The organism is Pseudomonas sp. T8 (assembly GCF_024610635.1).
Classification (GTDB): domain Bacteria; phylum Pseudomonadota; class Gammaproteobacteria; order Pseudomonadales; family Pseudomonadaceae; genus Aquipseudomonas; species Aquipseudomonas chlororaphis_I.
Genome location: NZ_CP102374.1, coordinates 7138097 through 7160410, shown reverse-complemented (window position 1 = coordinate 7160410; position 22314 = coordinate 7138097). Strand labels below are relative to the sequence as shown.

General features: G+C 65.4%; 19 protein-coding genes. 12 read left to right on the top strand and 7 right to left on the bottom strand.

Annotated elements, in window-relative coordinates:
- Positions 1–140 precede the first annotated feature (140 nt).
- The 11 genes from tssE (at position 141) to NRG23_RS32560 (ending at position 14324) form a co-directional block, all read left to right on the top strand.
- Entirely contained in the window at positions 141–656 is a 516-nt protein-coding gene (gene tssE, locus NRG23_RS32610; protein WP_009044342.1) for a type VI secretion system baseplate subunit TssE, read from the top strand.
- Positions 653–2512 carry a type VI secretion system baseplate subunit TssF gene (tssF, locus tag NRG23_RS32605; protein ID WP_009049570.1) on the top strand — a complete coding sequence of 620 codons (1860 nt, stop codon included), beginning with the start codon at positions 653–655 and terminating at the stop codon, positions 2510–2512. The genes tssE and tssF overlap by 4 nt, the downstream gene beginning before the upstream one ends.
- Positions 2494–3528: a type VI secretion system baseplate subunit TssG gene (gene tssG, locus NRG23_RS32600; protein ID WP_009049571.1), complete on the top strand. Its 1035-nt coding sequence runs from the start codon at positions 2494–2496 to the stop codon at positions 3526–3528. The genes tssF and tssG overlap by 19 nt, the downstream gene beginning before the upstream one ends.
- On the top strand, positions 3521–6229 hold the full coding sequence (gene tssH, locus NRG23_RS32595) for a type VI secretion system ATPase TssH (protein ID WP_257373437.1): 2709 nt from the start codon (positions 3521–3523) through the stop codon (positions 6227–6229). Before tssG ends, tssH begins: the two co-directional genes overlap by 8 nt.
- Before the next feature lie 30 nt (positions 6230–6259).
- On the top strand, positions 6260–8485 hold the full coding sequence (locus NRG23_RS32590; protein ID WP_016703062.1) for a type VI secretion system Vgr family protein: 2226 nt from the start codon (positions 6260–6262) through the stop codon (positions 8483–8485).
- Between the two features lie 94 nt (positions 8486–8579).
- Positions 8580–9026 (top strand): DUF6484 domain-containing protein, encoded by a 447-nt coding sequence (locus tag NRG23_RS32585; protein ID WP_081360675.1) that lies wholly within the window; start codon positions 8580–8582, stop codon positions 9024–9026.
- Between the two features lie 15 nt (positions 9027–9041).
- Positions 9042–10154, top strand: a complete 1113-nt coding sequence (locus tag NRG23_RS32580; RefSeq protein ID WP_257373436.1) for a DUF2169 domain-containing protein — start codon at positions 9042–9044, stop codon at positions 10152–10154.
- A complete protein-coding gene (locus NRG23_RS32575; protein ID WP_009049576.1) occupies positions 10154–11188 on the top strand; it encodes a 3-oxoacyl-ACP synthase in 1035 nt (344 codons plus the stop codon). Before NRG23_RS32580 ends, NRG23_RS32575 begins: the two co-directional genes overlap by 1 nt.
- Positions 11189–12136, top strand: a complete 948-nt coding sequence (locus tag NRG23_RS32570) for a DUF4150 domain-containing protein (RefSeq protein ID WP_009049577.1) — start codon at positions 11189–11191, stop codon at positions 12134–12136. It abuts the gene before it with no gap.
- Positions 12137–12146: 10 nt separating this feature from the next.
- Positions 12147–13061 (top strand): hypothetical protein, encoded by a 915-nt coding sequence (locus NRG23_RS32565; RefSeq protein WP_038633362.1) that lies wholly within the window; start codon positions 12147–12149, stop codon positions 13059–13061.
- 3 nt (positions 13062–13064) lie between these two features.
- A complete protein-coding gene (locus NRG23_RS32560) occupies positions 13065–14324 on the top strand; it encodes a TIGR02270 family protein (protein WP_257373435.1) in 1260 nt (419 codons plus the stop codon).
- 63 nt (positions 14325–14387) lie between these two features.
- Here the strand turns inward: NRG23_RS32560 and NRG23_RS32555 are convergent, their stop codons facing one another.
- On the bottom strand, positions 14388–15293 hold the full coding sequence (locus tag NRG23_RS32555; RefSeq protein ID WP_009049580.1) for a LysR family transcriptional regulator: 906 nt from the start codon (positions 15291–15293) through the stop codon (positions 14388–14390).
- On the opposite strand from NRG23_RS32555, the gene NRG23_RS32550 reads away from it, so the two are divergent.
- Complete coding sequence (locus NRG23_RS32550; protein ID WP_257373434.1) at positions 15253–15906, top strand: hypothetical protein; 654 nt, start codon at positions 15253–15255, stop codon at positions 15904–15906. The genes NRG23_RS32555 and NRG23_RS32550 overlap by 41 nt on opposite strands.
- A 535-nt stretch (positions 15907–16441) precedes the next feature.
- On the opposite strand, the gene ycaC is transcribed toward NRG23_RS32550, so the two are convergent.
- The 6 genes from ycaC to NRG23_RS32520 form a co-directional block, all read right to left on the bottom strand.
- Entirely contained in the window at positions 16442–17068 is a 627-nt protein-coding gene (gene ycaC, locus NRG23_RS32545) for an isochorismate family cysteine hydrolase YcaC (protein WP_023966047.1), read from the bottom strand.
- Between the two features lie 68 nt (positions 17069–17136).
- On the bottom strand, positions 17137–18975 hold the full coding sequence (locus NRG23_RS32540) for an amidohydrolase (protein ID WP_009049582.1): 1839 nt from the start codon (positions 18973–18975) through the stop codon (positions 17137–17139).
- 118 nt (positions 18976–19093) lie between these two features.
- Entirely contained in the window at positions 19094–19723 is a 630-nt protein-coding gene (locus tag NRG23_RS32535) for an antibiotic biosynthesis monooxygenase (RefSeq protein WP_257373433.1), read from the bottom strand.
- Positions 19716–20132 carry a DoxX family protein gene (locus NRG23_RS32530; protein WP_257373432.1) on the bottom strand — a complete coding sequence of 139 codons (417 nt, stop codon included), beginning with the start codon at positions 20130–20132 and terminating at the stop codon, positions 19716–19718. The genes NRG23_RS32535 and NRG23_RS32530 overlap by 8 nt, the downstream gene beginning before the upstream one ends.
- 127 nt (positions 20133–20259) lie before the next feature.
- Positions 20260–21183 carry a LysR family transcriptional regulator gene (locus NRG23_RS32525; protein ID WP_016703072.1) on the bottom strand — a complete coding sequence of 308 codons (924 nt, stop codon included), beginning with the start codon at positions 21181–21183 and terminating at the stop codon, positions 20260–20262.
- A 35-nt stretch (positions 21184–21218) separates the two neighbouring features.
- Positions 21219–22208, bottom strand: a complete 990-nt coding sequence (locus tag NRG23_RS32520) for an MBL fold metallo-hydrolase (protein ID WP_257373431.1) — start codon at positions 22206–22208, stop codon at positions 21219–21221.
- Positions 22209–22314 lie beyond the last annotated feature (106 nt).

The window sequence follows — 22314 nt, the reverse complement described above, 5'->3', positions numbered from 1 at the left end:
GGGCTCGGCTCGAAGCCTGCGAACAAGGAGATGGCAATGAACGCCGAACAGCCGATGGGTGCAGGTCAGTTGGGCGGCGCCTTGCGGGCCCTGCGGGATCAACTGCGCAGCCTCGGCTGCGCCGACAGGGATAACTGAAAATGGCCGAGCTGACCCTGCAAGAACGCCTGCAACCCTCGTTGCTCGATCGCCTGACCGACGATGATCCGCACAACCCGAAAGAAGCCGCCGAGCGCCGCGTCATGTCGCTGACCCAGCTCAAAGCGTGTGTGCTGCGCGATCTGGCCTGGCTGTTCAACACCTGCGTGCTGTTCGATCCGGAGCAGGCCGCGCAGATGCCGGCGGGCAACTCGGTGCTGAATTTCGGCCTGCCGCCCCTGGCCGGACATACCGCCTCGAGTGTCGATGTACAGGCCATCGAAGCCTTGTTCAGCGACACCATCGCCACCTTTGAGCCGCGTATCCTCAAAGGCTCGTTGAAGGTTCGCGCGCGACTCGACGGCAATGACATGAGTCACAACGCCCTGAGCTTCGAGATCGAGGGCGATCTGTGGGCCGAGCCGGTGCCCCTGCGCCTGCTGCTCAGCACCGCCCTCGACCTGGAAACCGGGCACGTCAAGGTGACGCCGGCCGAGCCCGCCAGGAGACGCCAATGAACCCGCGCATGCTCGAGTATTACAACCAGGAGCTGCAGCATATCCGCGAGAGCGCCGCCGAGTTCGCCCAGGAGTTCCCCAAGATCGCCAGCCGCCTGACCCTGTCCGGCATCGAATGCGCCGATCCCTATGTCGAGCGTCTGCTGGAGGGCTTCGCCTACCTGAGCGCGCGGGTCCACCTGAAGCTGGACGCCGAATACCCGACCTTCACCCACAATCTGCTGGAAATCGCCTACCCCCATTACCTGGCGCCAACGCCTTCGGTGGTGGTGGTCCAGCTGGTCGCCGACCCCAACGAGGGCTCACTGACCAGCGGCTTCAGGGTCGAACGCCAGGCCGCCCTGCGTGGCCAGCTGGGCCATGGCGAGCAGACCGCCTGCGAATACCGCAGCGCCCATGCGGTGACGCTGTGGCCATTGCAGGTCGGCCATGCCGAATACTTCGGCAACCCGGCGGCGACCCTCGGCCGCCTGGCCGCCAGCGAACCCAGGGCCAAGGCCGGGCTGCGCCTGCGCTTGCGCTGTGGTGCCGGGTTGCCGTTCAACGCCCTGGCGCTGGACAGCCTGCCGCTCTACCTCAATGGCGCCGACGAACAACCTTTTCGTCTGTACGAGCAGTTGCTCGGCAATGCCTGTGCCGTGTTTATCAAGAGCGTCGACGGCGACTGGGCCGAGCGCTTGCCTGTGGAGAGCCTCAAACCCCGCGGCTTCGACGATCAGGACGCGGTGCTGCCGGTGGTGCCCCGGGCCTTCCAGGGGTATCGCCTGCTGCAGGAATATTTCGCCCTGCCCAACCGCTTCCTGTTCGTCGACTTCACCGGGCTGAGCGCCGGTGTGCAGCGCTGCGGCAGCCAGGAACTGGAGTTGGTGGTGCTGTTCGATCGCCTCGACAGCACCCTGGAAGGCACGGTATCGGCGGCCCAGTTCGTGCCCTTCTGCACCCCGGCGGTGAACCTGTTTCCACGCCGCGCCGATCGCATTCACCTGAGCGAGCGGGTGCATGAGCACCAGGTGATCGCCGACCGCACCCGGCCGCTGGATTTCGAGATCCATTCCCTGACCCAGGTCACCGGCCATGGCAGCGGCCCCGAGCAGCCGTTCCAGCCGTTCTATGCGATCCGCGACCCGCTGCGTTATGGCCGCGAGCAGGCCTACTACATCGTCCGCCGCGAGCCGCGTCGCCTGTCCAGCCAGCAACGGCGCCGCGGGCCCCGCTCGACCTATATCGGCAGCGAAACCTTCGTCTCGCTGGTGGATGTCAACCAGGCGCCCTATCGCCACGACTTGCGCCAGCTCGGCCTCAGCGCCCTGTGCACCAACCGCGACCTGCCGCTGCTGATGCCGGTGGGGACCGGCAAAAGCGATTTCACCCTGGAAGACAGCGCCCCGGTGCTGGCCGTGCGCTGCCTGGCCGGGCCAAGCCGGCCGCGACCCAGCCGCGCGCACGATGCCAGCGCCTGGCGGCTGATCAGCCAGCTATCACTGAACTACCTGTCGCTGAGCGAACAGGGCCAGGGTGCCGCGGCGCTGCGCGAATTGCTGCGCCTGTACGGCGACCCCGGCGATTCGGCGCTGCAGTTGCAAATCGAAGGCCTGCGCCAGGTGCGCAGCACGCCCTGCACCCGGCGGTTGCCGATGCCGGGGCCGATCGTGTTTGGCCGTGGCCTGGAGATCAGCCTGGAGTTCGACGAAAACGCCTTCCGCGGCACCGGCGTGTACCTGCTGGGCGCGGTGTTCGAGCGCTTCCTGGCCCGTTACGTGTCGATCAACAGCTTCACCGAAACCGTGCTGCGCACCACCGAGCGCGGCGAAATCATGCGATGGCAGGCGCACCCCGGATGTCGACCGAACCTCTGAAACCGCTGCACAGCATCGATCGGATGGCCGACGAGCCCTGGGCCTACGACTTCTTCCAGGCGCTGCGGCGCATCGAGTGCGAGGCCAGCGACCGGCCGCGCATCGGCCATTCCCTGCGCTTGCACGACGACCCGCTGCGCCTGGGGCAGAGACCCGACTGCGGCTTTGCCCCCTCGACCCTGGCCAGTATCGAGGCCGACCCCGAGGGCGCCGCGCCGCGCATCGAGCAGTTCTTTTTCGGCCTGACCGGGCCCAACGGCCCGCTGCCGCTGCACCTGACCGAATACGCCCGCGATCGCCAGCGCAACAGCGGCGACGCCAGCTTCACGCGCTTTCTCGACGTGTTCAATCACCGCTTGTTGTGCCTGTTCTACCGCGCCTGGGCCGAGGCGCGGCCGACCGTCAGCCACGACCGCCCCGACCACGACTACTGGTCGATGCGCCTGGCCGCACTGTCCGGACGGGGCATGACCAGCCTGCTCGGCCAGGGCCCGATCGCCGACTCGGCGCGCTACCACTTCACCGGCCACCTGGCGGCACAGACCCGCTACCCGGACGGCTTGCGCGCGATCCTGGAAGACTATTTCGGCGTGCCGGTGAGCATCGAGGAATACGTCGGCCAGTGGCTGGAGTTGCCGCAGCGCAGCCAGCTGGGCGTGGCGCTGTGCTCGCTCGGCAGCGACCTGAGCCTGGGCACCCACGTCTGGGATCGCCAGCATAAATTCCGCATCCGCCTGGGGCCTTTGAGCCTTGCGCAATACCAACGCCTGCTGCCCGGCCAGGACAGCTTCGGCGAACTGGCCGCCTGGGTCGCCGAGTACCAGGGCGAGGAGCTGGATTGGGAAGTCAATCTGCTGCTACAGCGCGCGCAAGTGCCGCGCATCGATCTCGACGGCCAGACCCGCCTGGGCTTCGACACCTGGCTCGGCAGCCCGCCGACGGATGCCGACGACCTGCTGCTGGTCCGCGAATACGCCAGCCATACCACCCCCTCAAGGAGCCGCGATCATGAGTGAGATCAGCCGCGTCGCGCTGTTCGGCAAGTTGAACAGCCCGGCCTACAAGGCCATCGAAGCCGCCACCGTGTTCTGCAAACTGCGCGGCAACCCCTATGTGGAACTGGTGCACTGGCTGCACCAGTTCCTGCAATTGCAGGACTGCGACCTGCACCGCCTGGTCCGCCAGTTCAATCTCGACCCGGCGCGCCTGTCCAGGGATATCACCGACGCCCTGGACCGCCTGCCGCGCGGCTCGACCTCGATCACCGACCTGTCCGTGCAGGTCGAGGAAGCCGTGGAGCGCGGCTGGGTCTATGGCAGTCTGCTGTTCGGCGAGAGCCAGGTACGCAGCGCCCACCTGATCGTCGGCATGCTCAAGACACCGAGCCTGCGCCACGCACTCGCGGCCCTCTCCCGCGAGTTCGACAAGATCAAGGTCGAGCACCTGATCGAGCGTTTCGACGAATACCTCGGCGACTCGCCGGAAAACGGCCTGGCCGCCAGCGACGGTTTCAACGCTGGCGCCACGCCGGGCGAAGCCAGCGGCGCCATGGCGCCCAGTGCGCTGGGCAAGCAGGAGGCGCTCAAGCGCTTTACTGTGGACCTCACCGAGCAGGCCCGCAGCGGTAAGCTCGACCCCATAGTCGGGCGCGACGAGGAGATTCGCCAACTGGTCGACATCCTGATGCGCCGCCGGCAGAACAACCCCATCCTCACCGGCGAAGCCGGGGTCGGCAAGACCGCGGTGGTCGAGGGCTTCGCCCTGCGTATCGTCGCCGGCGACGTGCCGCCGAGCCTCAAGGACGTCGAACTGCGCAGCCTGGACGTCGGCCTGTTGCAGGCCGGCGCGAGCATGAAGGGCGAGTTCGAGCAACGCCTGCGCCAGGTCATCGAGGATGTGCAGGCCTCGCCCAAGCCGATCATCCTGTTTATCGACGAGGCCCATACCCTGGTCGGCGCCGGCGGCGCGGCCGGTACCGGCGATGCCGCCAACCTGCTCAAGCCGGCCTTGGCCCGTGGCACCCTGCGCACCGTGGCGGCAACCACCTGGGCCGAATACAAAAAGCACATCGAGAAGGACCCGGCCCTGACCCGGCGCTTCCAGGTGGTGCAGGTCGACGAGCCGTCCGAGGCCAAGGCGATCCTGATGATGCGCGGCGTCGCCTCGACCATGGAGCAGCACCACAAGGTGCAGATCCTCGACGAGGCGCTGGAGGCCTCGGTCAAGCTGTCGCACCGTTACATTCCGGCCCGGCAGCTGCCGGACAAGTCGGTGAGCCTGCTCGACACCGCCTGCGCGCGGGTCGCCATCAGCCTGCATGCGGTGCCGGCCGAAGTGGACGACAGCCGCCGACGCATCGAGGCGCTGAGCACCGAGCAGGCGATCATTGGCCGCGAGCAGGCCATCGGCATCGCCATCGGTACTCGCCAGCAGGAGGTCGAGGCGGCCCTCGACGAGGAACGCCAACGCCTGGCGACCCTGGAGAGTCGCTGGAGCGAAGAGAAAGCCCTGGTCGATGAACTGCTGGCGACCCGCGCCACCCTGCGCGCCGCCGCCGAGCCGCTGGACGACACCAGCGACGAGGCCGCTGCGCCATCGCCGCGCCTGGATGAAGCCGAACGCACGGCATTGCGCGACAAGCTCGGCGAGCTGCAGAGCCGCCTCGCCACCTTGCAGGGCGAAAGCCCGTTGATTCTGCCCACCGTGGATTACCAGGCGGTGGCGGCGGTGGTCGCCGACTGGACCGGCATCCCGGTCGGGCGCATGGCGCGCAACGAAATCGACACCGTGCTCAGGCTCGACGAGCACATGAAAAAACGCATCATCGGCCAGGACCATGCCCTGGCGATGATCGCCAAGCGCATCCAGACCTCGCGCGCCGGGCTGGACAACCCAAGCAAACCGATTGGCGTGTTCCTCCTCGCCGGCACCTCGGGCGTGGGCAAGACCGAGACCGCCCTGGCCCTGGCCGAAGCCCTGTACGGCGGCGAGCAGAACATCATCACCATCAACATGAGCGAGTTCCAGGAGGCGCACACCGTCTCCACCCTCAAAGGCGCCCCGCCCGGCTATGTCGGTTACGGCGAAGGCGGCGTACTGACCGAGGCGGTGCGGCGCAAACCCTACAGCGTGGTGTTGCTGGACGAGGTGGAAAAGGCCCATCCGGACGTGCACGAAATCTTCTTCCAGGTGTTCGACAAGGGCGTGATGGAGGACGGCGAAGGCCGCCTGATCGACTTCAAGAACTGCCTGATCCTGCTCACCACCAATGCCGGCACCGAGATGATCGCCAGCCTGTGCCGCGACCCGCGACGGCTGCCCGATCCCGATGCCATCGCCAAGGCGCTGCGCGAGCCGTTGCTCCAGGTCTTCCCGCCGGCCCTGCTCGGGCGCCTGGTGACCGTCCCCTACTACCCGCTGAGCGACGAGATGCTCAAGGCCATCACCCGCCTGCAACTGGAGCGGATCAAGCAGCGCGTGGAAAGCGGACACAAGGTGCCCTTCGCCTACGACGACAGCGTGGTCGACCTGATCGTCTCGCGCTGCACCGAGATCGAGAGCGGCGGACGGATGATCGACGCCATCCTGACCAATACCCTGTTGCCGGACATGAGCCGGGAGTTTCTCACCCGCATGCTCGAGGGCAAGCCGCTGGCGGGCGTGCGCATCAGCCAGCGGGACAATGCGCTGCACTACGCATTCGACCCGCATGACTGACGCCCCAACGCGAGCCAGAGGAAGCCGTTTATGGCAATCACGCAAAGCAATCGCCTGGTGCAGGTCGACAGCCCCCTCGGCGGCGAGGTCCTGCTGTTGCAGAGCATGGAAGGCAGCGAGGAGCTGGGGCGATTGTTCCATTACGAACTGGACCTCACGTCCGAAGACCGGGCGATCAAGTTCGACCAGCTGCTGGGCAAGCCGATGGGCCTGACCCTGGAGCTGCACGGCGGCGGCAAACGCTATTTCCACGGGATTGCCTGCGGCTGCCGGCAACTGACCGGCCACGGCCAGTTCGCCGGTTATCGGGTCAGCCTGCGGCCCTGGTTCTGGTTGCTCACGCGCACCTCGGACTGCCGGATTTTCCAGAACAAGACGGTGCCGGACATCATCAAGCAGGTGTTCCGCGACCTCGGTTTCTCCGATTTCGAAGACAACCTGAGCGGCAGTTACCGCGAGTGGGAATACTGCGTGCAATACCGCGAAACCAGCTTCGATTTCATCAGCCGGCTGATGGAGCAGGAAGGCATCTACTACTACTTCCGCCATGAGAAAGCGCGGCATGTCCTGGTGCTGGCCGACGCCTACGGCGCCCACTCGACGGTGGCAGACTACGCTTCGGTGCCCTTCTTCCCGCCCGATCAGCAGATGCGCGAGCGCGACCACTTCTACGACTGGCAACTGGCGCGGGAAGTCCAGCCAGGCTCGCTGGCGTTGAACGACTACGACTTCCAGCGCCCCGGCGCCAGCCTCGAAGTGCGCTCCAGCGTCTCGCGCAGCCACAGCAACGGCGACCATCCGCTCTACGACTACCCGGGCGAATACGTACAGAGCAAGGATGGCGAGCATTACGCACGCACCCGCATCCAGGCGATTCACAGCCAGTTCGAGCGCGTGCAGTTGCGCGGTCGTGCGCGCGGCCTGGGCTGCGGGCATCTGTTCAAGCTGACCGGCTACGACCGCGCCGACCAGAATCGCGAATACCTGGTGGTGGTCGCCCGCTATCAGATCCGCCAGGAGCTTTATGAAAGCGGGCAGCTGGACCTGGCCGAGCAGTTCATCAGCGAACTGGACTGCATGGATGCCGGCCAGGCCTTCCGCCCCCTGCCCCTGACGCCCCTGCCCATTGTCCGCGGGCCGCAGACCGCCAGGGTGGTAGGCCCCGCCGGCGAGGAGATCTGGACCGACCAGTATGGCCGGGTCAAGGTGCATTTCTATTGGGATCGCCACGACCAATCCAACGAAAACAGCTCCTGCTGGATGCGCGTGTCGCAGGCCTGGGCCGGCAAGAACTGGGGGTCGGTGCAGATCCCGCGGATCGGCCAGGAAGTGATCGTCAGTTTCCTCGAAGGCGACCCGGATCGCCCGATCATCACCGGCCGCGTCTACAACGCCGAGCAGACCGTGCCCTACGAGCTGCCGGCCAATGCCACCCAGAGCGGGGTGAAAAGCCGCTCGAGCAAGGAAGGCTCGCCAGCCAACTTCAATGAAATCCGCATGGAGGACAAAAAGGGCGCGGAGCAGCTGTTCATCCATGCCGAGAAAAACCAGGACATCGAGGTCGAGAACGACGAGACCCACTGGGTCGGCCACGACCGCAGCAAGACCATCGACAACGACGAGACCGTGCACGTCAAACACGACCGCACCGAAACCGTCGACAACAACGAAACCATCACCATCGGCGTGGACCGCAAGGAAAAGGTCGGCAATAACGAGACCATCTCCATCGGTGTGAACCGTACCGAGGATGTCGGCAGCGACGAGAAAATCACCATCGGCGCCAACCGCACCGAGGACGTTGGCAACAACGAGACCATCACCATAGGCGCGGACCGCAGGGAAAAGGTCGGTGCCAACGAAACCATCACCATCGTCAGCAACCGCACCGAGGACGTGGGCGGCAACGAGACCATCGGCATCACCGGCAACCGCAACGAAACGGTCAAGGGCAACGAAGGTATCGAGATCAACGGCAACCAGAGTACCCAGATCGGCCAGAACGAATCCCGCGACGTTAACCAGAACCGCACCACCAACATCCAGCAGAACGACAGCCTGGACGTCGGCAAGAACTTCTCCCTCACCGCCGGCGACTCCATCACCCTGACCACGGGCGCGGCCAGCATCACCATGAAGAAGGACGGCACCATCATGATTCGCGGCAAGGACATCACCATCGACGGCTCCGGCGCCATCAACATCAAGGCCAACAGGAACGTTGTGGTCAAAGGCCAGAAGATCCTGCAGAACTAGGGCCTGTTTTTAACGCAGCATGGCCCGCGTAGCGCCGAAGGCGCCCAGCGCGCAGCCACTTTTCGTACAGAGCCAGCACAGTGGAGGTGTGTATATGACGATTCAGCACCCGCTACCCATACAGGCCCGCATCGACGCAGTGGTCATCGGCACCCTGCTCGAGCTGCCGCACGCCAGCGCGCCCAGGGTCGTTTACCCGGGTTGCCCGGATACCAGCGGCGTCGTTGCCCGCTGCACCGCGCTGCTGGGGCCTGCGGATATCGGCGGCCAGGTTGCGCTGATGTTCGAAGGCGGCGATCCGGCTTGCCCCTTGGTGATCGGCCGCCTGCTCGGCGCGGACGCCCCGCCCGAGCCAGTCGCCAGCGTGCGGCTGGACGAGCATTGCCTGGAACTGAGCGCCGAACGCGAGATCGTGCTGCGTTGCGGCAAGGCCAGCATCACCCTGACCCGCGCGGGCAAGGTGATCATCCAGGGCGCCTACCTGTCCAGCCGCTCCAGCGGGGTCAACCGCATCAAGGGCGGTTCGGTGCAGATCAACTAAACGGATAGCCGGCCTATGGAACTGCTCAACGCCAGCAAACTGCTTGCGGCCTATACCCAGGGCCTGGCGCCCGATGGCCGCGAATCCCTGGTGGTGGTGGCCAAAGGCACGTTCAACCTGCCGCTGGACGGCCGCGCGGCCACCCTCGCCGACACCCAGCAACCGCTGCTGATGGCCGACACCTTCCTCGGCGAGCCCGGCCTCAGCGCCCCGCTGCAGGAAATGGACTTCGCCCCGCTCAAGCCATGCTGCGATGTCCTGGTCCGCGGCAAGGCCTACGCCCCAGGCGGGCGCCCCGTGACGCAGCTGACCGCGGGCATTCGCGTCGGGCGGATGAGCAAGGCTTTTTCCGTCCTCGGTCCACGGCAATGGCAATCGGGGCTGTTGGGCGTTGCTCCCGGCTTGCCGCAGCCGTTTACCGAGCAGGACATCTCCTACGCCCGGGCGTTTGGCGGCAGCCATCCGATCGCCAACGACCCTCAATTGCGCCACTGCTACCTGGACAATCCGATCGGTTGCGGCTGGTACCCGCGCAGCGCCGACAGTGCCGACATCGTCGGCATGCCGATGCCGAGCACCGAAGAGTTGGGCAAACCGATCGACAGCCCCTCTGGCGACTTCCGCCCCATGGCCCTCGGCCCCATCGGCCGTGGCTGGCCACAACGCGCGCGCTTCGCCGGCACCTACGACGAGGCCTGGCTGGCCGACTGCTTTCCCTTTCTGCCGGCGGATTTCGACCAGCGCTACTTTCAGGCGGCCCCCGAGGATCAGCAGACCCACTACCTGCGCGGTGGCGAGGATGTGCTGTTGCTCAACCTCACGCCCCAGGAGCGCGCGGGCTTTCGCATTCCCGAAATGCAGGTGCCAGTGACCTTCTTCCTGAAAAAAGGCGGCCATGAAACCGTGCAGGCGGTGATCGACACCCTGCTGATCGACACGGATATGCAGCACGTCGAGATCACCTGGCGCACCAGCCGCCCGCTCAAGCGCAACCTGTTCGAAATCGCTCAGGTGCTGGTGGGTAGCATGTCCACGGGCTGGTGGCGCGCCCGCGAACTGGGCAAGGATTACTACCCGTCGCTGTCGGCCCTGGTGAAAGCCAAACGCACGCCCGAGGAGACGCCCTGATGACCGCGCTCTGCATCGTCGGCTCCGGCATGGTCAGCGCCGTTGGCCTTAGCGCCCCCGCGAGCTGCGCGGCGATCCGTTGCGCTATCGACAACTTCCAGGAGACCCGTTTCATTGACCAGGCAGGGGAATGGTTGGTCGGCGCGCCCGTGATCCTGCCTGAGCCGTCCTCCGGATATGCACAACTGGTGGGAATGGCCAGCATGGCCATCGCAGAGTGCCTGTCCGGTCTGTCCGACGAGGACGTCCACGGCATACCGCTGCTGCTCGGCGTGGCCGAGAGCGACCGGCCAGGACGCCTGGAGCGCCTGGACGAGTCCTTGCTGCGGGCCATCGAGGAGCGCCTCGGCCAGCGCTTTCACGAGCGCTCCTGCGTGATCCCGCGGGGCCGGGTGAGCGCTGCGGTGGCATTGATCAACGCACGTAGACTCATCGAGCAGGGATGTTCGAAGGTACTGATCGCAGGTGTCGATTCCTATCTCACCGGGGCGACGCTCGCGGCCTATCAGGAGCGAGACCGGCTACTCAGCAGTCATTGCGACAACGGCTTCATTCCTGGCGAAGGAGCTGCGGCGATACTGGTGACGGCCGTGCGGGCCAGCGAAGAGCCGCAACTGCTATGCCTTGGGCTTGGTTTCGGAAGGGAAAAAGCTACTGTCGAAAGCGAGGGGCTGCCATTTCGCGCGGACGGGCTCACGCAGGCGGTGAAAGCGGCGTTCGATGACTGCGGCTTCGGTTTCGAGCATGTCGACTATCGTCTCGCCGACCTGACGGGTGAGCAGTATTACTTCAAGGAAGCCGCGCTGGCCCTGAGCCGGACCCTGCGGGTACGCAAGGAGCGCGTCGAGCTCTGGAGCCCCGCGGACTGCATCGGCGAGTGCGGGGCAATGACCGGGCCCGCGCTGCTGTGCATTGCCCTGGCTGCCTCGCGCAAAGGCTACGGCCACAGCGCGCAGGTACTCTGTCATTCGAGCAATGATGGGGGCGAGCGGGCGGCGATGGTGCTCGGCTACCAGCGTGTGAGGGCGAACTAGATGGCCAATGAGGTCTACGCCAATGGTCGAGAACTTTCCTGCAAGTCGGCCTCGGGGAAATCGATAGCATCGTTTCCCGACGTCTGCTTCACCCCGCCACAGGCACCGCCTACCCCCATGGGCGTACCGATCCCCTATCCGAATACCGGCATGTCGAAGGACACGACGCAGGGCAGTCGGACCATCAAGATCACCGGCAAGGAAGTGATGCTCAAGAATAAGAGCCATTTCAAGAAGAGCTATGGCGACGAGGCAGGTCGAGCGCCGAAGAAAGGCATTATCACCAGTACCAACACCGGGAAGGTCTATTTCATCTCCTGGTCGATGGACGTGAAGTTCGAAGGATTGAACGTCGTTCGCCATCTCGACCTGACCACCCACAACCACAATCCGTCTCCTGGCAACACGGCAACCTGGCCGCACACCTCGAAGATGAAGGCGGCCTTCAAGCCGGGCGGCAAGTGCGCCGGCATGGGACACCTGCGCCTGCAGCCCTATAGCAAGGCCTGTCCGAACACAGCGAGCGGAGCGGCGCAAACCGGCCACCATCTGATACCCGGCCGCTGCATGCGCGGCAAGGCCGGCTACAGTCACTCGAAAGCCCCGGTGATCTGCGTGTCGCGCGGCAACCAGCACCAGGGTTCGCACAAGCGCTGCCATGCGAAGTTCGATCCGGTCGAATTGGACCACTTCGACAAGGGCAAGCCGTTCAAATACGAAACCGCACGCAACACTGCGGCCGCCTCGGCAGGAGGCGCGCTGAGCCCCCCGCGCGACCTGACGAAAAAAGAGCAGGAGTGCGTTGCCTTCCAGCTCGACCAGTACTACAAGGCCAAGCCGAAGAAAGGACCTGGCTGCACCAACACTTTGAACCTCCGTGCCTCGGGCGCGGCGGGCAAAGTCATACCACCCGCACGTTCCGCACCAGCCCCCGCAGGACGCCCATAGGATCTGAACCATGGCAAAGAGCGAAACCGCCCTCTACTTCACCAACATTATCGCGATCGGACCGGAGCAGGCGCTGCTCGGCGGGCATCTCTATCTGGAGGGCGCGGAGCCCAGCGTAACCCGGGTGATGATGATCGACCAGGACGACTGGTTCCATGTCTACGACATTCCCGAGGTGGTCTACAGCGCTCTGCAGAGAGCACCGCTGCGCGGGCAGCAGAAAGGTAACTACTGTTTCCTCGGGCGGGCCGGGCTACTCCGTGAACACCCCTCCGGGCAGTCCAGCACCGACACCACGCTGGACATCGACAATGTCTACCTGATGGACCTCTGCGAGGTGGACGGCGAACTGTATGCCTGCGGCACACAGAACCAGGTATTGAGGCAAAGCAAGGGCGTCTGGCAACGCATCGACCAGGGGCTCTATGTTCCGTTGGTGGACGAGGTCACGGCCTGCCTGAACGGCATTGACGGGTTCTCGCGCGACGACGTCTATGCCGTCGGCGATGGCGGCGCCATCTGGCACTGGGACGGCAAAGGCTGGCAGGCATCGGTGGCACCCACCAACCTGCCGCTTTACTGCGTGCACTGCTCCGCCGATGGTGTGGTGTACATCGGCGGGTCCGGCGGGATCCTGCTGCGAGGCAGCGCGCAGGCGGGATGGACAGATATCGGTGATCGCGACCTGTGCGCCGAAGTGCTGGAAAACATGGTTGAGTTCGCCGGCAAGCTCTACGTGACCGCAACCGACCAGTTGCTCGAGTACGACGGCATGCAGCTGCGCGAGACCAAGGTGCCGCTGAAGGGCAAAAAGGCCTACTACGCCATCGATGCCAAGCCCGATGTGCTGTGGGTGGCAGGCGACGAATGCGTGCTCAGTTTCGACGGCAGCACGTGGCGGCGCCATGTTTGCCCAGAAAACTGATCGATGACGAGCCTCAGTATCGTCATCGACCAGCATATTGAGGAGGCCACCTTTCTGGCCGGCCTGCGCGACCTTGCCGTGCACGCCCCCCACTACGACCTGCCGCACCTGCTCGATCTCGACAAGCGCATCGAAGCTCATCTGGATGCTTTGCAGATAGGCGGGCTAAAGAGCCTGGACCTGGTGCTCCAGCAGCTCAACCCCAACGCCGAGGGCGAGATATTCGCGGCCACGGTGCTGGCCTTCGAAGCCGCCAATACTTGCGCAATGACCCAGTTGGCCGAACATCTGCGCGCCCACCCCGACGGTGCCCGTTATATGGGTGCCGCGCTGGGCTGGCTGGACTGGCCCCGAGTCGAACCCTGGGTGGAGAAGCTGCTCGGCTCGCCGGAAGCGTTGTTTCGCTGCATCGGCCTGGCCGCCTGCGGCATGCACCGGCGTGATCCGGGGGCAGTGTTGATTGCAGGATTGGCGCATGCCGATGCGGCCGTTATCGCCCAGGCCGCGCGCATGGCGGGCGAGCTGCGTCGTCGTGACCTGATGCCGGCGATTCGTGCCCACCGCCAGCATCAGGATGCAGCCCCACGCTTCTGGGCCAACTGGGCCACCGCGCAGATGGGCGACGAGGAAGCTTTGGAGCCGCTGCGCCAGTTCGCCGAGCAAGCGGGCGAATTCCAGTACCGCGCGCTCTGCGTATTGCTGGCCTGGCAACAGCGCGAGCGCAGCATCGCCTGGATCCGCCAGTTGATGCAGAACCCCGAGCAACGGCGCATCGGCATCCAGGCCGTCGGGCTGCTGGGCGACCCGGTCAGCGTGCCCTGGCTGATCCAGCAGATGAGCGACCTGCCGCATGCCCGCGTCGCTGGCGAGGCCTTCAGCCTGATGACTGGCGCCGACCTGGCGCTGCTCGATCTGGAATTGCAGGACCTGCCGGATTTCGATGCCGGCCCGAACGACGACCCTGAGGATGCCAATGTCGTCATGGACCCCGATGAGAACTTGCCCTGGCCCGAACCGCCGTTGATCGCAGCCTGGTGGCAAGCCCATGCAGGCGATTTCCAGGCGGGCGTGGGTTATGTGCTGGGGCTGCGACAGAGCGAAAGCAGTTATCGGCAAGCGCTTGTCCGCGGCCAGCAACGCCAGCGTATCGCCGCGGCCTGCGGCATCGCGCGCTTGCGGCCAACCGAAGTGCTTTTCCCCACCAGCGCCCCCGCCTGGCGGCAAAAGGCATTGTTGGGAGAGCCTGCGGGATTCGGGCGCTGAGCCGGCAACCGCCCCGGATGGCCCAGGCTCCTGCCGCTAACGCCAGCGCATGCTCCCCGCGCCTTATCGCGCGACCGACGCCACGCCGCGATTCAGCTGTTCACGCAGGAACTCGATAAACACCTGCACCGGTCGCGAACCCTGGCGGTGCTGCGGGTAGACCGCCGACAGGGCCAGGGGCGCGGGCTCGAAGTCGTCCAGCAGCGACACCAGTCGCCCGTCCTTGAGCGCCGCCTCGACGATGAAGGTCGGCAGGTAAGTGATGCCCATGCCGGCGATGGCCGCGTCCTTGAGCAATTCGCCGTTGTTGACCCGCATCCTGCCGGTGACGTTGACCAGCAAGGGCTTGTTGCCCTGCCCTTCGAAACGCCACTGCACCTGGCGGCCGTGGCCGTAAGGCAGGCAGTCGTGCCCTTGCAGCTCCTCGGGCCTGCGCGGCGTGCCGCGCTCGGCGAGGTACGCCGGGCTGGCGCAATACACCCGCTGGATCGAGGCGATGCGGCGGGCGATCAGCGTCGAGTCTTCCAGCACGCCGATGCGCAAGGCCAGGTCATAGCCCTCGCCGAGCAGGTCCACCGGGCGGTCACTGAGATCGACCTCGACCGCGACATCGCGATAGCGCTGCAGGAACAGCGGCAACAGTTCCCCCAAGTGGGCCATGGCGAACGACAGCGGCGCGCTCAGGCGAATGGTGCCCCGGGGTTCGACGGTCTGGCCGGCGATGCCCTGCTCCACCTGCTCGACTTCGCTGAGCAGGCGCAGGGCCGACTCGTAATAGCTCTGCCCCAGGGGTGTCACGTCCAGGCGCCGGGTCGAGCGATTGAGCAGGCGCACGCCCAGGCGCTCCTCCAGTTGCATCAGGCGCCGGCTGACGAACTGCTTGGACAGGCCCAACTGATCCGCCGCCGCGGTGAAGCTGCCGGAGTCCATGACCTGGCAAAAAATACGCATGTCTTCGAACGGGTTCATTGTCACTCTCTGGTTGACAGCTGAACGCTTTATAGCGGCTTTTTCGCGTTCCGGCACCTCATTCCACCTGGAAAACCACATCGCCTGGTTTTACGACGGCTACGCCGCCGATCGCAGCCTGCGGCAGCGGCTACAGGGACCGCGATGCCTGTGTAGCCGCTGCCGAGCTTGCGAGGCTGCGAACGGCAACGCAGTTGCCGCAAAACCTGAGTCCGCGATCTGCCTGGAAAACCACATCGCCTGGTTTTACGACGGCTACGCCGCCGATCGCAGCCTGCGGCAGCGGCTACAGAGACCGCGATGCCTGTGTAGCCGCTGCCGAGCTTGCGAGGCTGCGAACGGCAACGCAGTTGCCGCAAAACCCGAGTCCGCGATCTGCCTGGAAAACCACATCGCCTGGTTTTACGACGGCTACGCCGCCGATCGCAGGCTACGCCAGCGGCTACAGGGATCGCGATGCCTGTGTAGCCGCTGCCGAGCTTGCGAGGCTGCGAACGGCAACGCAGTTGCCGCAAAACCCGAGTCCGCGATCTGCCTGGAAAACCACATCGCCTGGTTTTACGACGGCTACGCCGCCGATCGCAGCCTGCGGCAGCGGCTACAGGGACCGTGATGCCTGTGTAGCCGCTGCCGAGCTTGCGAGGCTGCGAACGGCAACGCAGTTGCCGCAAAACCTGAGTCCGCGATCTGCCTGGAAAACCACATCGCCTGGTTTTACGCCGGCTACGCCGCCGATCGCAGCCTGCGCCAGCGGCTACAGGGACCGCGATGCCTGTGTAGCCGCTGCCGAGCTTGCGAGGCTGCGAACGGCAACGCAGTTGCCGCAAAACCTGAGTCCGCGATCTGCCTGGAAAACCACATCGCCTGGTTTTACGACGGCTGCGCCGCCGATTGCAGCCTGCGGCAGCGGCTACAGGGACCGCGATGCCTGTGTAGCCGCTGCCGAGCTTGCGAGGCTGCGAACGGCAACGCAGTTGCCGCAAAACCTGAGTCCGCGATCTGCCTGGAAAACCACATCGCCTGGTTTTACGACGGCTACGCCGCCGATCGCAGGCTACGCCAGCGGCTACAGGGATCGCGCTGTCCGCGAGGCAAAAAAATGCCCGCACAATGGCGGGCATTTTTTCAGCTCGGCGATAACGCCAGGCTTATTTGGCAGTGAATGCCGAGTAGCTGTTCATCAGGTTGCGGTAGTTCGGGATACGCTGCGACAGCAGGTTGGCCAGGCCTTCCATGTCGTTGCGCCAGTCACGCTGCAACTCACACGCCACGGAGAACCAGTTGACCAGTTGCGCGCCGGCGGCGGTCATGCGGGCCCAGGCGGCCTGCTGCACCACTTCGTTGAAGGTGCCGGAAGCGTCGGTCACGACGAACACGTCAAAACCTTCTTCCAGTGCGCACAGGGTCGGGAACGCCACGCAGACGTCGGTGACGACGCCGGCGATGATCAGTTGCTTGCGGCCGGTGGCCTTGATCGCCTTGACGAAGTCTTCGTTGTCCCAGGCATTGATCTGGCCTGGACGAGCGATATAGGGCGCATCCGGGAACATCTCTTTCAGCTCGGGTACCAGCGGGCCGTTCGGACCGGATTCGAAGCTGGTGGTGAGGATGGTCGGCAGTTTGAAGAACTTGGCGCAGTCGGCCAGGGCCAGCACGTTGTTCTTGAACTCGTTCGGCGAGAAATCCTGGACCAGCGAGATCAGGCCGGTCTGATGGTCGACCAGCAGGACAACGGCGTCATTAATGTCCAGACGTTTGTAGGGTACGTTGCTCATGTGAAACTCCTAGGTGGGTGGATGTCGCTATGAGCGCCGGCCGCTGCGGCCGGCACTGTTGTGGATCGTCAGAAGGCAAAGCACGAGCAGCCGAAGGCGCCCCAGAAGCCCTGGAAGTCACTGACCGGCACATTCGACAGGCGCGCCCGCTCGTGGCTGTGGGAGTGCACCGCACACGGGCCGCTGCACTGGTGCACCTGGGCCACCAGCGGCGAGGTCGGACGCCAGTGCCCCGGCACCTTGACCACCGGCGACCAGTCCGGCAGCACCGGCACCATCGGCGGCGAAAGCTTGGAGAAGTCGCCGGCGGCGTACACCACCTTGCCGTCGACCACGGTCAGCACCGACTCGATCCACTTGATGGCCTCTTCCTCGACACTGAAGAAGTCCGCGGACAGGGCCGCCAGGTCCGCCAGCTGGCCGACCTTGATCTGGCCCTTCTTGCCCTGCTCCGAGGAGAACCAGGCGCTGCCGTGGGTGAACAGTTCCAGCGCGGTCTGCCGGGGCAGGCCTTCGGCGTGCAGCTCCATACCGCCCACTGTCTTGCCGCTGACCATCCAGTACAGCGAGGTCCAGGGGTTGTAGCTGGAGACGCGGGTGGCATCGGTGCCGGCGCCTACTGGCACGCCTTCGGCGAGCATGCGCTTGATCGGCGGGGTCTGTTCGGCGGCCTTGGCGCCGTAGCGGTCGACGAAGTACTCGCCCTGGAACGCCATGCGGTCCTGGATCGCGATGCCGCCACCGAGGGCGCGAACCCGCTCGATGTTTTTCGGCGTGATGGTTTCGGCGTGGTCGAAGAACCACGGCAGGCCGTTGAATGGGATGTCGCGGTTGACCTTCTCGAACACGTCGAGCATGCGCGAGATCGACTCGTCGTAGGTCGCGTGCAGACGGAACGGCCAGCGCTGTTCCACCAGATGCCGCACCACCGGCTCCAGTTCCTGCTCCATGGTCTGCGGCAGGTCCGGACGCGGTTCGAGGAAGTCCTCGAAGTCGGCGGCGGAGAACACCAGCATTTCCCCCGCGCCGTTGTGGCGCAGGAAGTCATCGCCCTGGTGCAGCTTGACGCTGCCGGTCCAGTTCTTGAAGTCGGTGAGTTCTTCCTTGGGCTTCTGGGTGAACAGGTTGTAGGCGATGCGCACCGTCAACTGCTGCTCCCGGGCCAGTTGCTCGATCACCGCGTAGTCGTCCGGATAGTTCTGGAAACCGCCGCCGGCATCGATGGCGCTGGTCAGGCCCAGGCGATTGAGTTCGCGCATGAACTGGCGGGTCGAGTTGACCTGGTATTCCAGCGGCAGCTTCGGCCCCTTGGCCAGGGTCGAATAGAGGATCATCGCATTGGGCCGCGCCACCAGCATGCCAGTAGGTTCGCCGTTGCTGTCGCGGACGATCTCGCCGCCCGGCGGGTTCGGCGTGTTGCGGGTGTAGCCGGCAACGCGCAGGGCCGCGCGGTTGAGCAAGGCGCGGTCGTACAGGTGCAGGACGAACACCGGGGTGTCCGGCGCCGCCTGGTTGAGTTCTTCCAGGGTCGGCATGCGCTTTTCGGCGAACTGGAATTCGTTCCAGCCGCCCACCACCCGCACCCACTGCGGGGTCGGCGTACGGTCGGCCTGGTCCTTGAGCATGCGCAGGGCGTCGGCCAGCGACGGCACGCCTTCCCAGCGCAGTTCCAGGTTGTAGTTCAGGCCGCCACGGATCAGGTGCAGGTGCGAGTCGTTGAGGCCGGGGATCACCGTGCGGCCCTTGAGGTCGATGACCTGGGTGGCGCTGCCGCGCAAGGCCATGGCCTCGGCATCGGTGCCCACCGCGACGAAGCGCCCCTGGCTGATGGCGACCGCGCTGGCGCGGGGTTTCTCACGGTCGACGGTGTGGAATTGACCATTGAACAGAATCAGATCGGCGTTCATCGGATGTCCTTCTGAATGGGAAGAGGCAAGGGACAGGCGCGGCCAGAAAGCCGCCGCGGCGCTGAGCAAGGATCCGGCCGCGAGCAAGTGGCGGCGCAGAGGATCGGTCGGGTCGTCGTTATTGGCCATGGCCGGGCTCCAGGTGTCGATCGGTGACAGAGGCTTGCAACCAGGGGGCGAACAGCCGGGTCGCCAGGGGCATGAACAGGTAGACCACCGAGAGCACGATGGTCAGGGTGATCAGGAAAGTGGCGACCACGTAATTGCCAAGCCAGGTATTCAGTTGCAGCACAGGCCCCCAGATCAGCGGCACCAGCAGGGTGTGCGGCAGAATGACCAGCATAGTCAACAGCGCCTGTTTCCACCGTGGCGGTGGCGAAGCGGCATCGGCCTGGGTGGAAAACCAGAATTCATGGACCGGGTGGACTTCGGTCTGGTCGCCGTCGGCCAGCATCGGCGCGGCTTCGTCGACCAGCGCCCGGCGTTGCGGCGAGTCGAGCCAGCGCTGCATCGCCTCGGTGGAGCAAAAGCGCAGCACGCAGGTGAACAGGTCGAGGCCGCCGCTCTTGCCGCGAATCACGTCCACGCCCAGGTGCCCTTCGTACTGCCCGGCAACCCCGACAATGCGCCGCAGCCAGGCTTCATAAGGCGCTTCCAGGCCAGCCTTGACCCGGTGCTTGACAATCAGCGTCACGACCTCATCGGAGTCCGGCCGCGCACTGGCCTCGAGGCGATTGGAATCAGACATAACGCAAGGCTCCGGCGAAACGATCATTGAGGGCCAGCCGTCCCGGGCCGGCGATAAGAATGCTGCTGAACAGGATCAACAGCAGCCAGGCGAACTGGCCTTCGGCCAGGCTCCATTGCGGGTGCACCACCAGCAGTGCCACCAGCAGCACCGCGAGGATCGGCAGGCAGGCCAGGCGCACCGCCACCCCGGCGACGATCAGCAACGGGCACAGCACCTCGGCGAAGATCGCCAGTATCAGCGTCAGGTTGGCGCCCAGCTGGAACGGGTCTTCGATGCTTTGCAGTTGCGCGCTGTAGTCGAGCAGTTTCGGCAGGCCGTGCACCCACAGCAGAAACAGCCCGGCGCTGACCCGCAGAAACAGCAGCCCGAGGTCCCGGGCCCGTTCATCCCATAGTGAAGCGTTCATTGGCACACCCGCACAATTTGAAAAGTCCTCGGCGTCAACGCCGAGATTGCATGGTGCCGCTGCGCGGGCGGGAAAAATTGAACGCATGTGCTCTCTTCGCCACGGGGCCCGGCACGATCGCCAGCGCCTAGGCGCTGTGGATCTTCAAGGGCTCGGACATGAACTGGGCGATCCGCGAACGCAACCAGCGCTCGGCCGGATCGTTGTCGTGCACCCCGCTCCAGGCCATGGACAACTGCGCCGCCTCGATGGCGAACGGCGGGTCCTCGGCGCGCAAGGCACAGCCTTCGACCAGGGCACAGGCCGCGTAGTCGGGCACGGTGGCGATCATCTCGGTGCCGGCGAGCAAGGCCCGCAGACCGCTGAACTGCGGCACGCCCAGGACCACGCGGCGGGTACGCCCGACCTTGGCCAGGTCGAGGTCGATATTGCCGCTCAGGTCGCCGGAGAACGACACCATGGCGTGGGGCCGCCGGCAGTATTCATCGAGGGTCAAGGGCTCGGGCCGGTTGTCACCGCGCAGCACCTTGCAGCCGATATCGCGCAACTTCTTGCGCTTGGCATTGGCCGGCAACTCGGTGGTGTAGCTGACCCCGACCGAGATCTCCCCCGAGGCCAGCAAGGCCGGCATCAACAGGTAGTTGGCCCGGCGCACTACCACGACTATGCCCGGGGCCTCCTCGCGCAACTGGCTCAACAACGGCGGGAACAGGCCGAACTCGGCATCGTCCGAGAGGCCGATGCGGAACAGGTCGCAGCTGGTCGCCGGATCGAACTCCTTGGCCCGGCTGACCGCGCCCGAGATCGCATCCATCGCCGGTTGCAGCTCCTTGAGGATCACCAGCGCCCGGGCCGTCGGCTCCATCCCGCGGCCGTTGCGCAACAGCAGCGGATCGTCGAACAGGTCGCGCAGGCGGCCGAGCGCGGCGCTCACCGCGGGCTGGCCCATGAACAGTTTTTCCGCGACCCGGGTCAGGTTCTTTTCGAACATCAGGGCCTCGAAAATCACCAGCAGGTTCATGTCGATGCGGCGCAGATCGTTACGGTTCATAGCGGCAGTCCCCTTGTGTGTTCAGCCAGCGCACGTCACTCGATCATCGGCACCTTGGCCGCCCGCTGGTAAGGCCCGTACTCGGCCGGCACCCACTGGAAATGCCCATCCACCGCGGCGATATGGCCCACGCCCGGGAACGGCAGGTGCGCCGCGGTCACCCAGGTCTTGTTGCTGGCCGCCTCGCTGAAGACCTTGGCCCGGGCCTTGATCGCCTGCTGGTTGTCGACGTCGAAACGGATCGACACTTCCGGGTGCTCGAACTGCACCGCCAGGTTATGCACCAGGTCGCCCATGAACAGGATGCTCTGGCCCTGGGAAGTGAAGCGGTAGGTGGTGCTGCCCGGGGTATGCCCGGCTTCCAGCTGGGCCTCGACGCCCGGCACCGGCGACTGGCCGCTGGCGAAGGTCTTGAAGCGTCCGGCGGCGCGGTACGGGGCGGTGGAGTCCTGGGCGATCTTGAAAAACTCCCGGGCACCGGCGGGCGCCTTGGCCAGCGCCTGCGGATCGAGCCAGTAGTCGGCTTCGGCCTGGGCGACGTAGACCGTGGCGTTGGCGAACAGCGGTTGTTGCTTGCCATCCACCAGCCCGCACACGTGGTCCAGGTGCAGGTGGGTGAGCAGGATGGCGTCGACCTGCTCCGGGCGATAACCGGCGGCCTGCATGTTCGCCGTGAGCATGCCGGCGGTGGCGCCGATGCACTGGCCGGCGCCGGTGTCCACCAGGATCAGTTGCTTGCCGGTGTTGACCAAAAAGGCGTTGAAGGCGGTCTGTACCCCCGGGGTCTCGATCGAGCGGCGGGCCAGCAAGGCGCGGATCTGGCCCTGGGTCATGCCCTGGAGCAGCTTCGGCGACAGGTCGTTGTAGCCATCGAACAGCGCCGTCACTTCGTAGTCGCCCACCGCCAGGCGGTAGTAACCGGGTACCTGGGTGCCCTGGACCGGCGCCTGCGCCTGGGCGCCAAGCGATGTCAGGGCCAATGCCAGGGCTGCTCCGCGCAGCGTGCACAGCAGAGAATGCGTCATGCCTTCACCTTTTTGATCGAGTCAGAAAAACGGCCACTCCCGAGCCAGCCGTACAAGGTCGATCATGCACCGGCCGCGCGCCGCAAAAATTGCAGCCATGTGCTCA

Coding starts and splice junctions, on each gene's coding strand:
- tssE (WP_009044342.1), top strand. CDS start 141: ATGGCCGAGCTGACCCTGCAAGAACGCCTGCAACCCTCGTTGCTCGAT.
- tssF (WP_009049570.1), top strand. CDS start 653: ATGAACCCGCGCATGCTCGAGTATTACAACCAGGAGCTGCAGCATATC.
- tssG (WP_009049571.1), top strand. CDS start 2,494: ATGTCGACCGAACCTCTGAAACCGCTGCACAGCATCGATCGGATGGCC.
- tssH (WP_257373437.1), top strand. CDS start 3,521: ATGAGTGAGATCAGCCGCGTCGCGCTGTTCGGCAAGTTGAACAGCCCG.
- NRG23_RS32590 (WP_016703062.1), top strand. CDS start 6,260: ATGGCAATCACGCAAAGCAATCGCCTGGTGCAGGTCGACAGCCCCCTC.
- NRG23_RS32585 (WP_081360675.1), top strand. CDS start 8,580: ATGACGATTCAGCACCCGCTACCCATACAGGCCCGCATCGACGCAGTG.
- NRG23_RS32580 (WP_257373436.1), top strand. CDS start 9,042: ATGGAACTGCTCAACGCCAGCAAACTGCTTGCGGCCTATACCCAGGGC.
- NRG23_RS32575 (WP_009049576.1), top strand. CDS start 10,154: ATGACCGCGCTCTGCATCGTCGGCTCCGGCATGGTCAGCGCCGTTGGC.
- NRG23_RS32570 (WP_009049577.1), top strand. CDS start 11,189: ATGGCCAATGAGGTCTACGCCAATGGTCGAGAACTTTCCTGCAAGTCG.
- NRG23_RS32565 (WP_038633362.1), top strand. CDS start 12,147: ATGGCAAAGAGCGAAACCGCCCTCTACTTCACCAACATTATCGCGATC.
- NRG23_RS32560 (WP_257373435.1), top strand. CDS start 13,065: ATGACGAGCCTCAGTATCGTCATCGACCAGCATATTGAGGAGGCCACC.
- NRG23_RS32550 (WP_257373434.1), top strand. CDS start 15,253: ATGACCTGGCAAAAAATACGCATGTCTTCGAACGGGTTCATTGTCACT.
- NRG23_RS32555 (WP_009049580.1), bottom strand. CDS start 15,293: ATGAACCCGTTCGAAGACATGCGTATTTTTTGCCAGGTCATGGACTCC.
- ycaC (WP_023966047.1), bottom strand. CDS start 17,068: ATGAGCAACGTACCCTACAAACGTCTGGACATTAATGACGCCGTTGTC.
- NRG23_RS32540 (WP_009049582.1), bottom strand. CDS start 18,975: ATGAACGCCGATCTGATTCTGTTCAATGGTCAATTCCACACCGTCGAC.
- NRG23_RS32535 (WP_257373433.1), bottom strand. CDS start 19,723: ATGTCTGATTCCAATCGCCTCGAGGCCAGTGCGCGGCCGGACTCCGAT.
- NRG23_RS32530 (WP_257373432.1), bottom strand. CDS start 20,132: ATGAACGCTTCACTATGGGATGAACGGGCCCGGGACCTCGGGCTGCTG.
- NRG23_RS32525 (WP_016703072.1), bottom strand. CDS start 21,183: ATGAACCGTAACGATCTGCGCCGCATCGACATGAACCTGCTGGTGATT.
- NRG23_RS32520 (WP_257373431.1), bottom strand. CDS start 22,208: ATGACGCATTCTCTGCTGTGCACGCTGCGCGGAGCAGCCCTGGCATTG.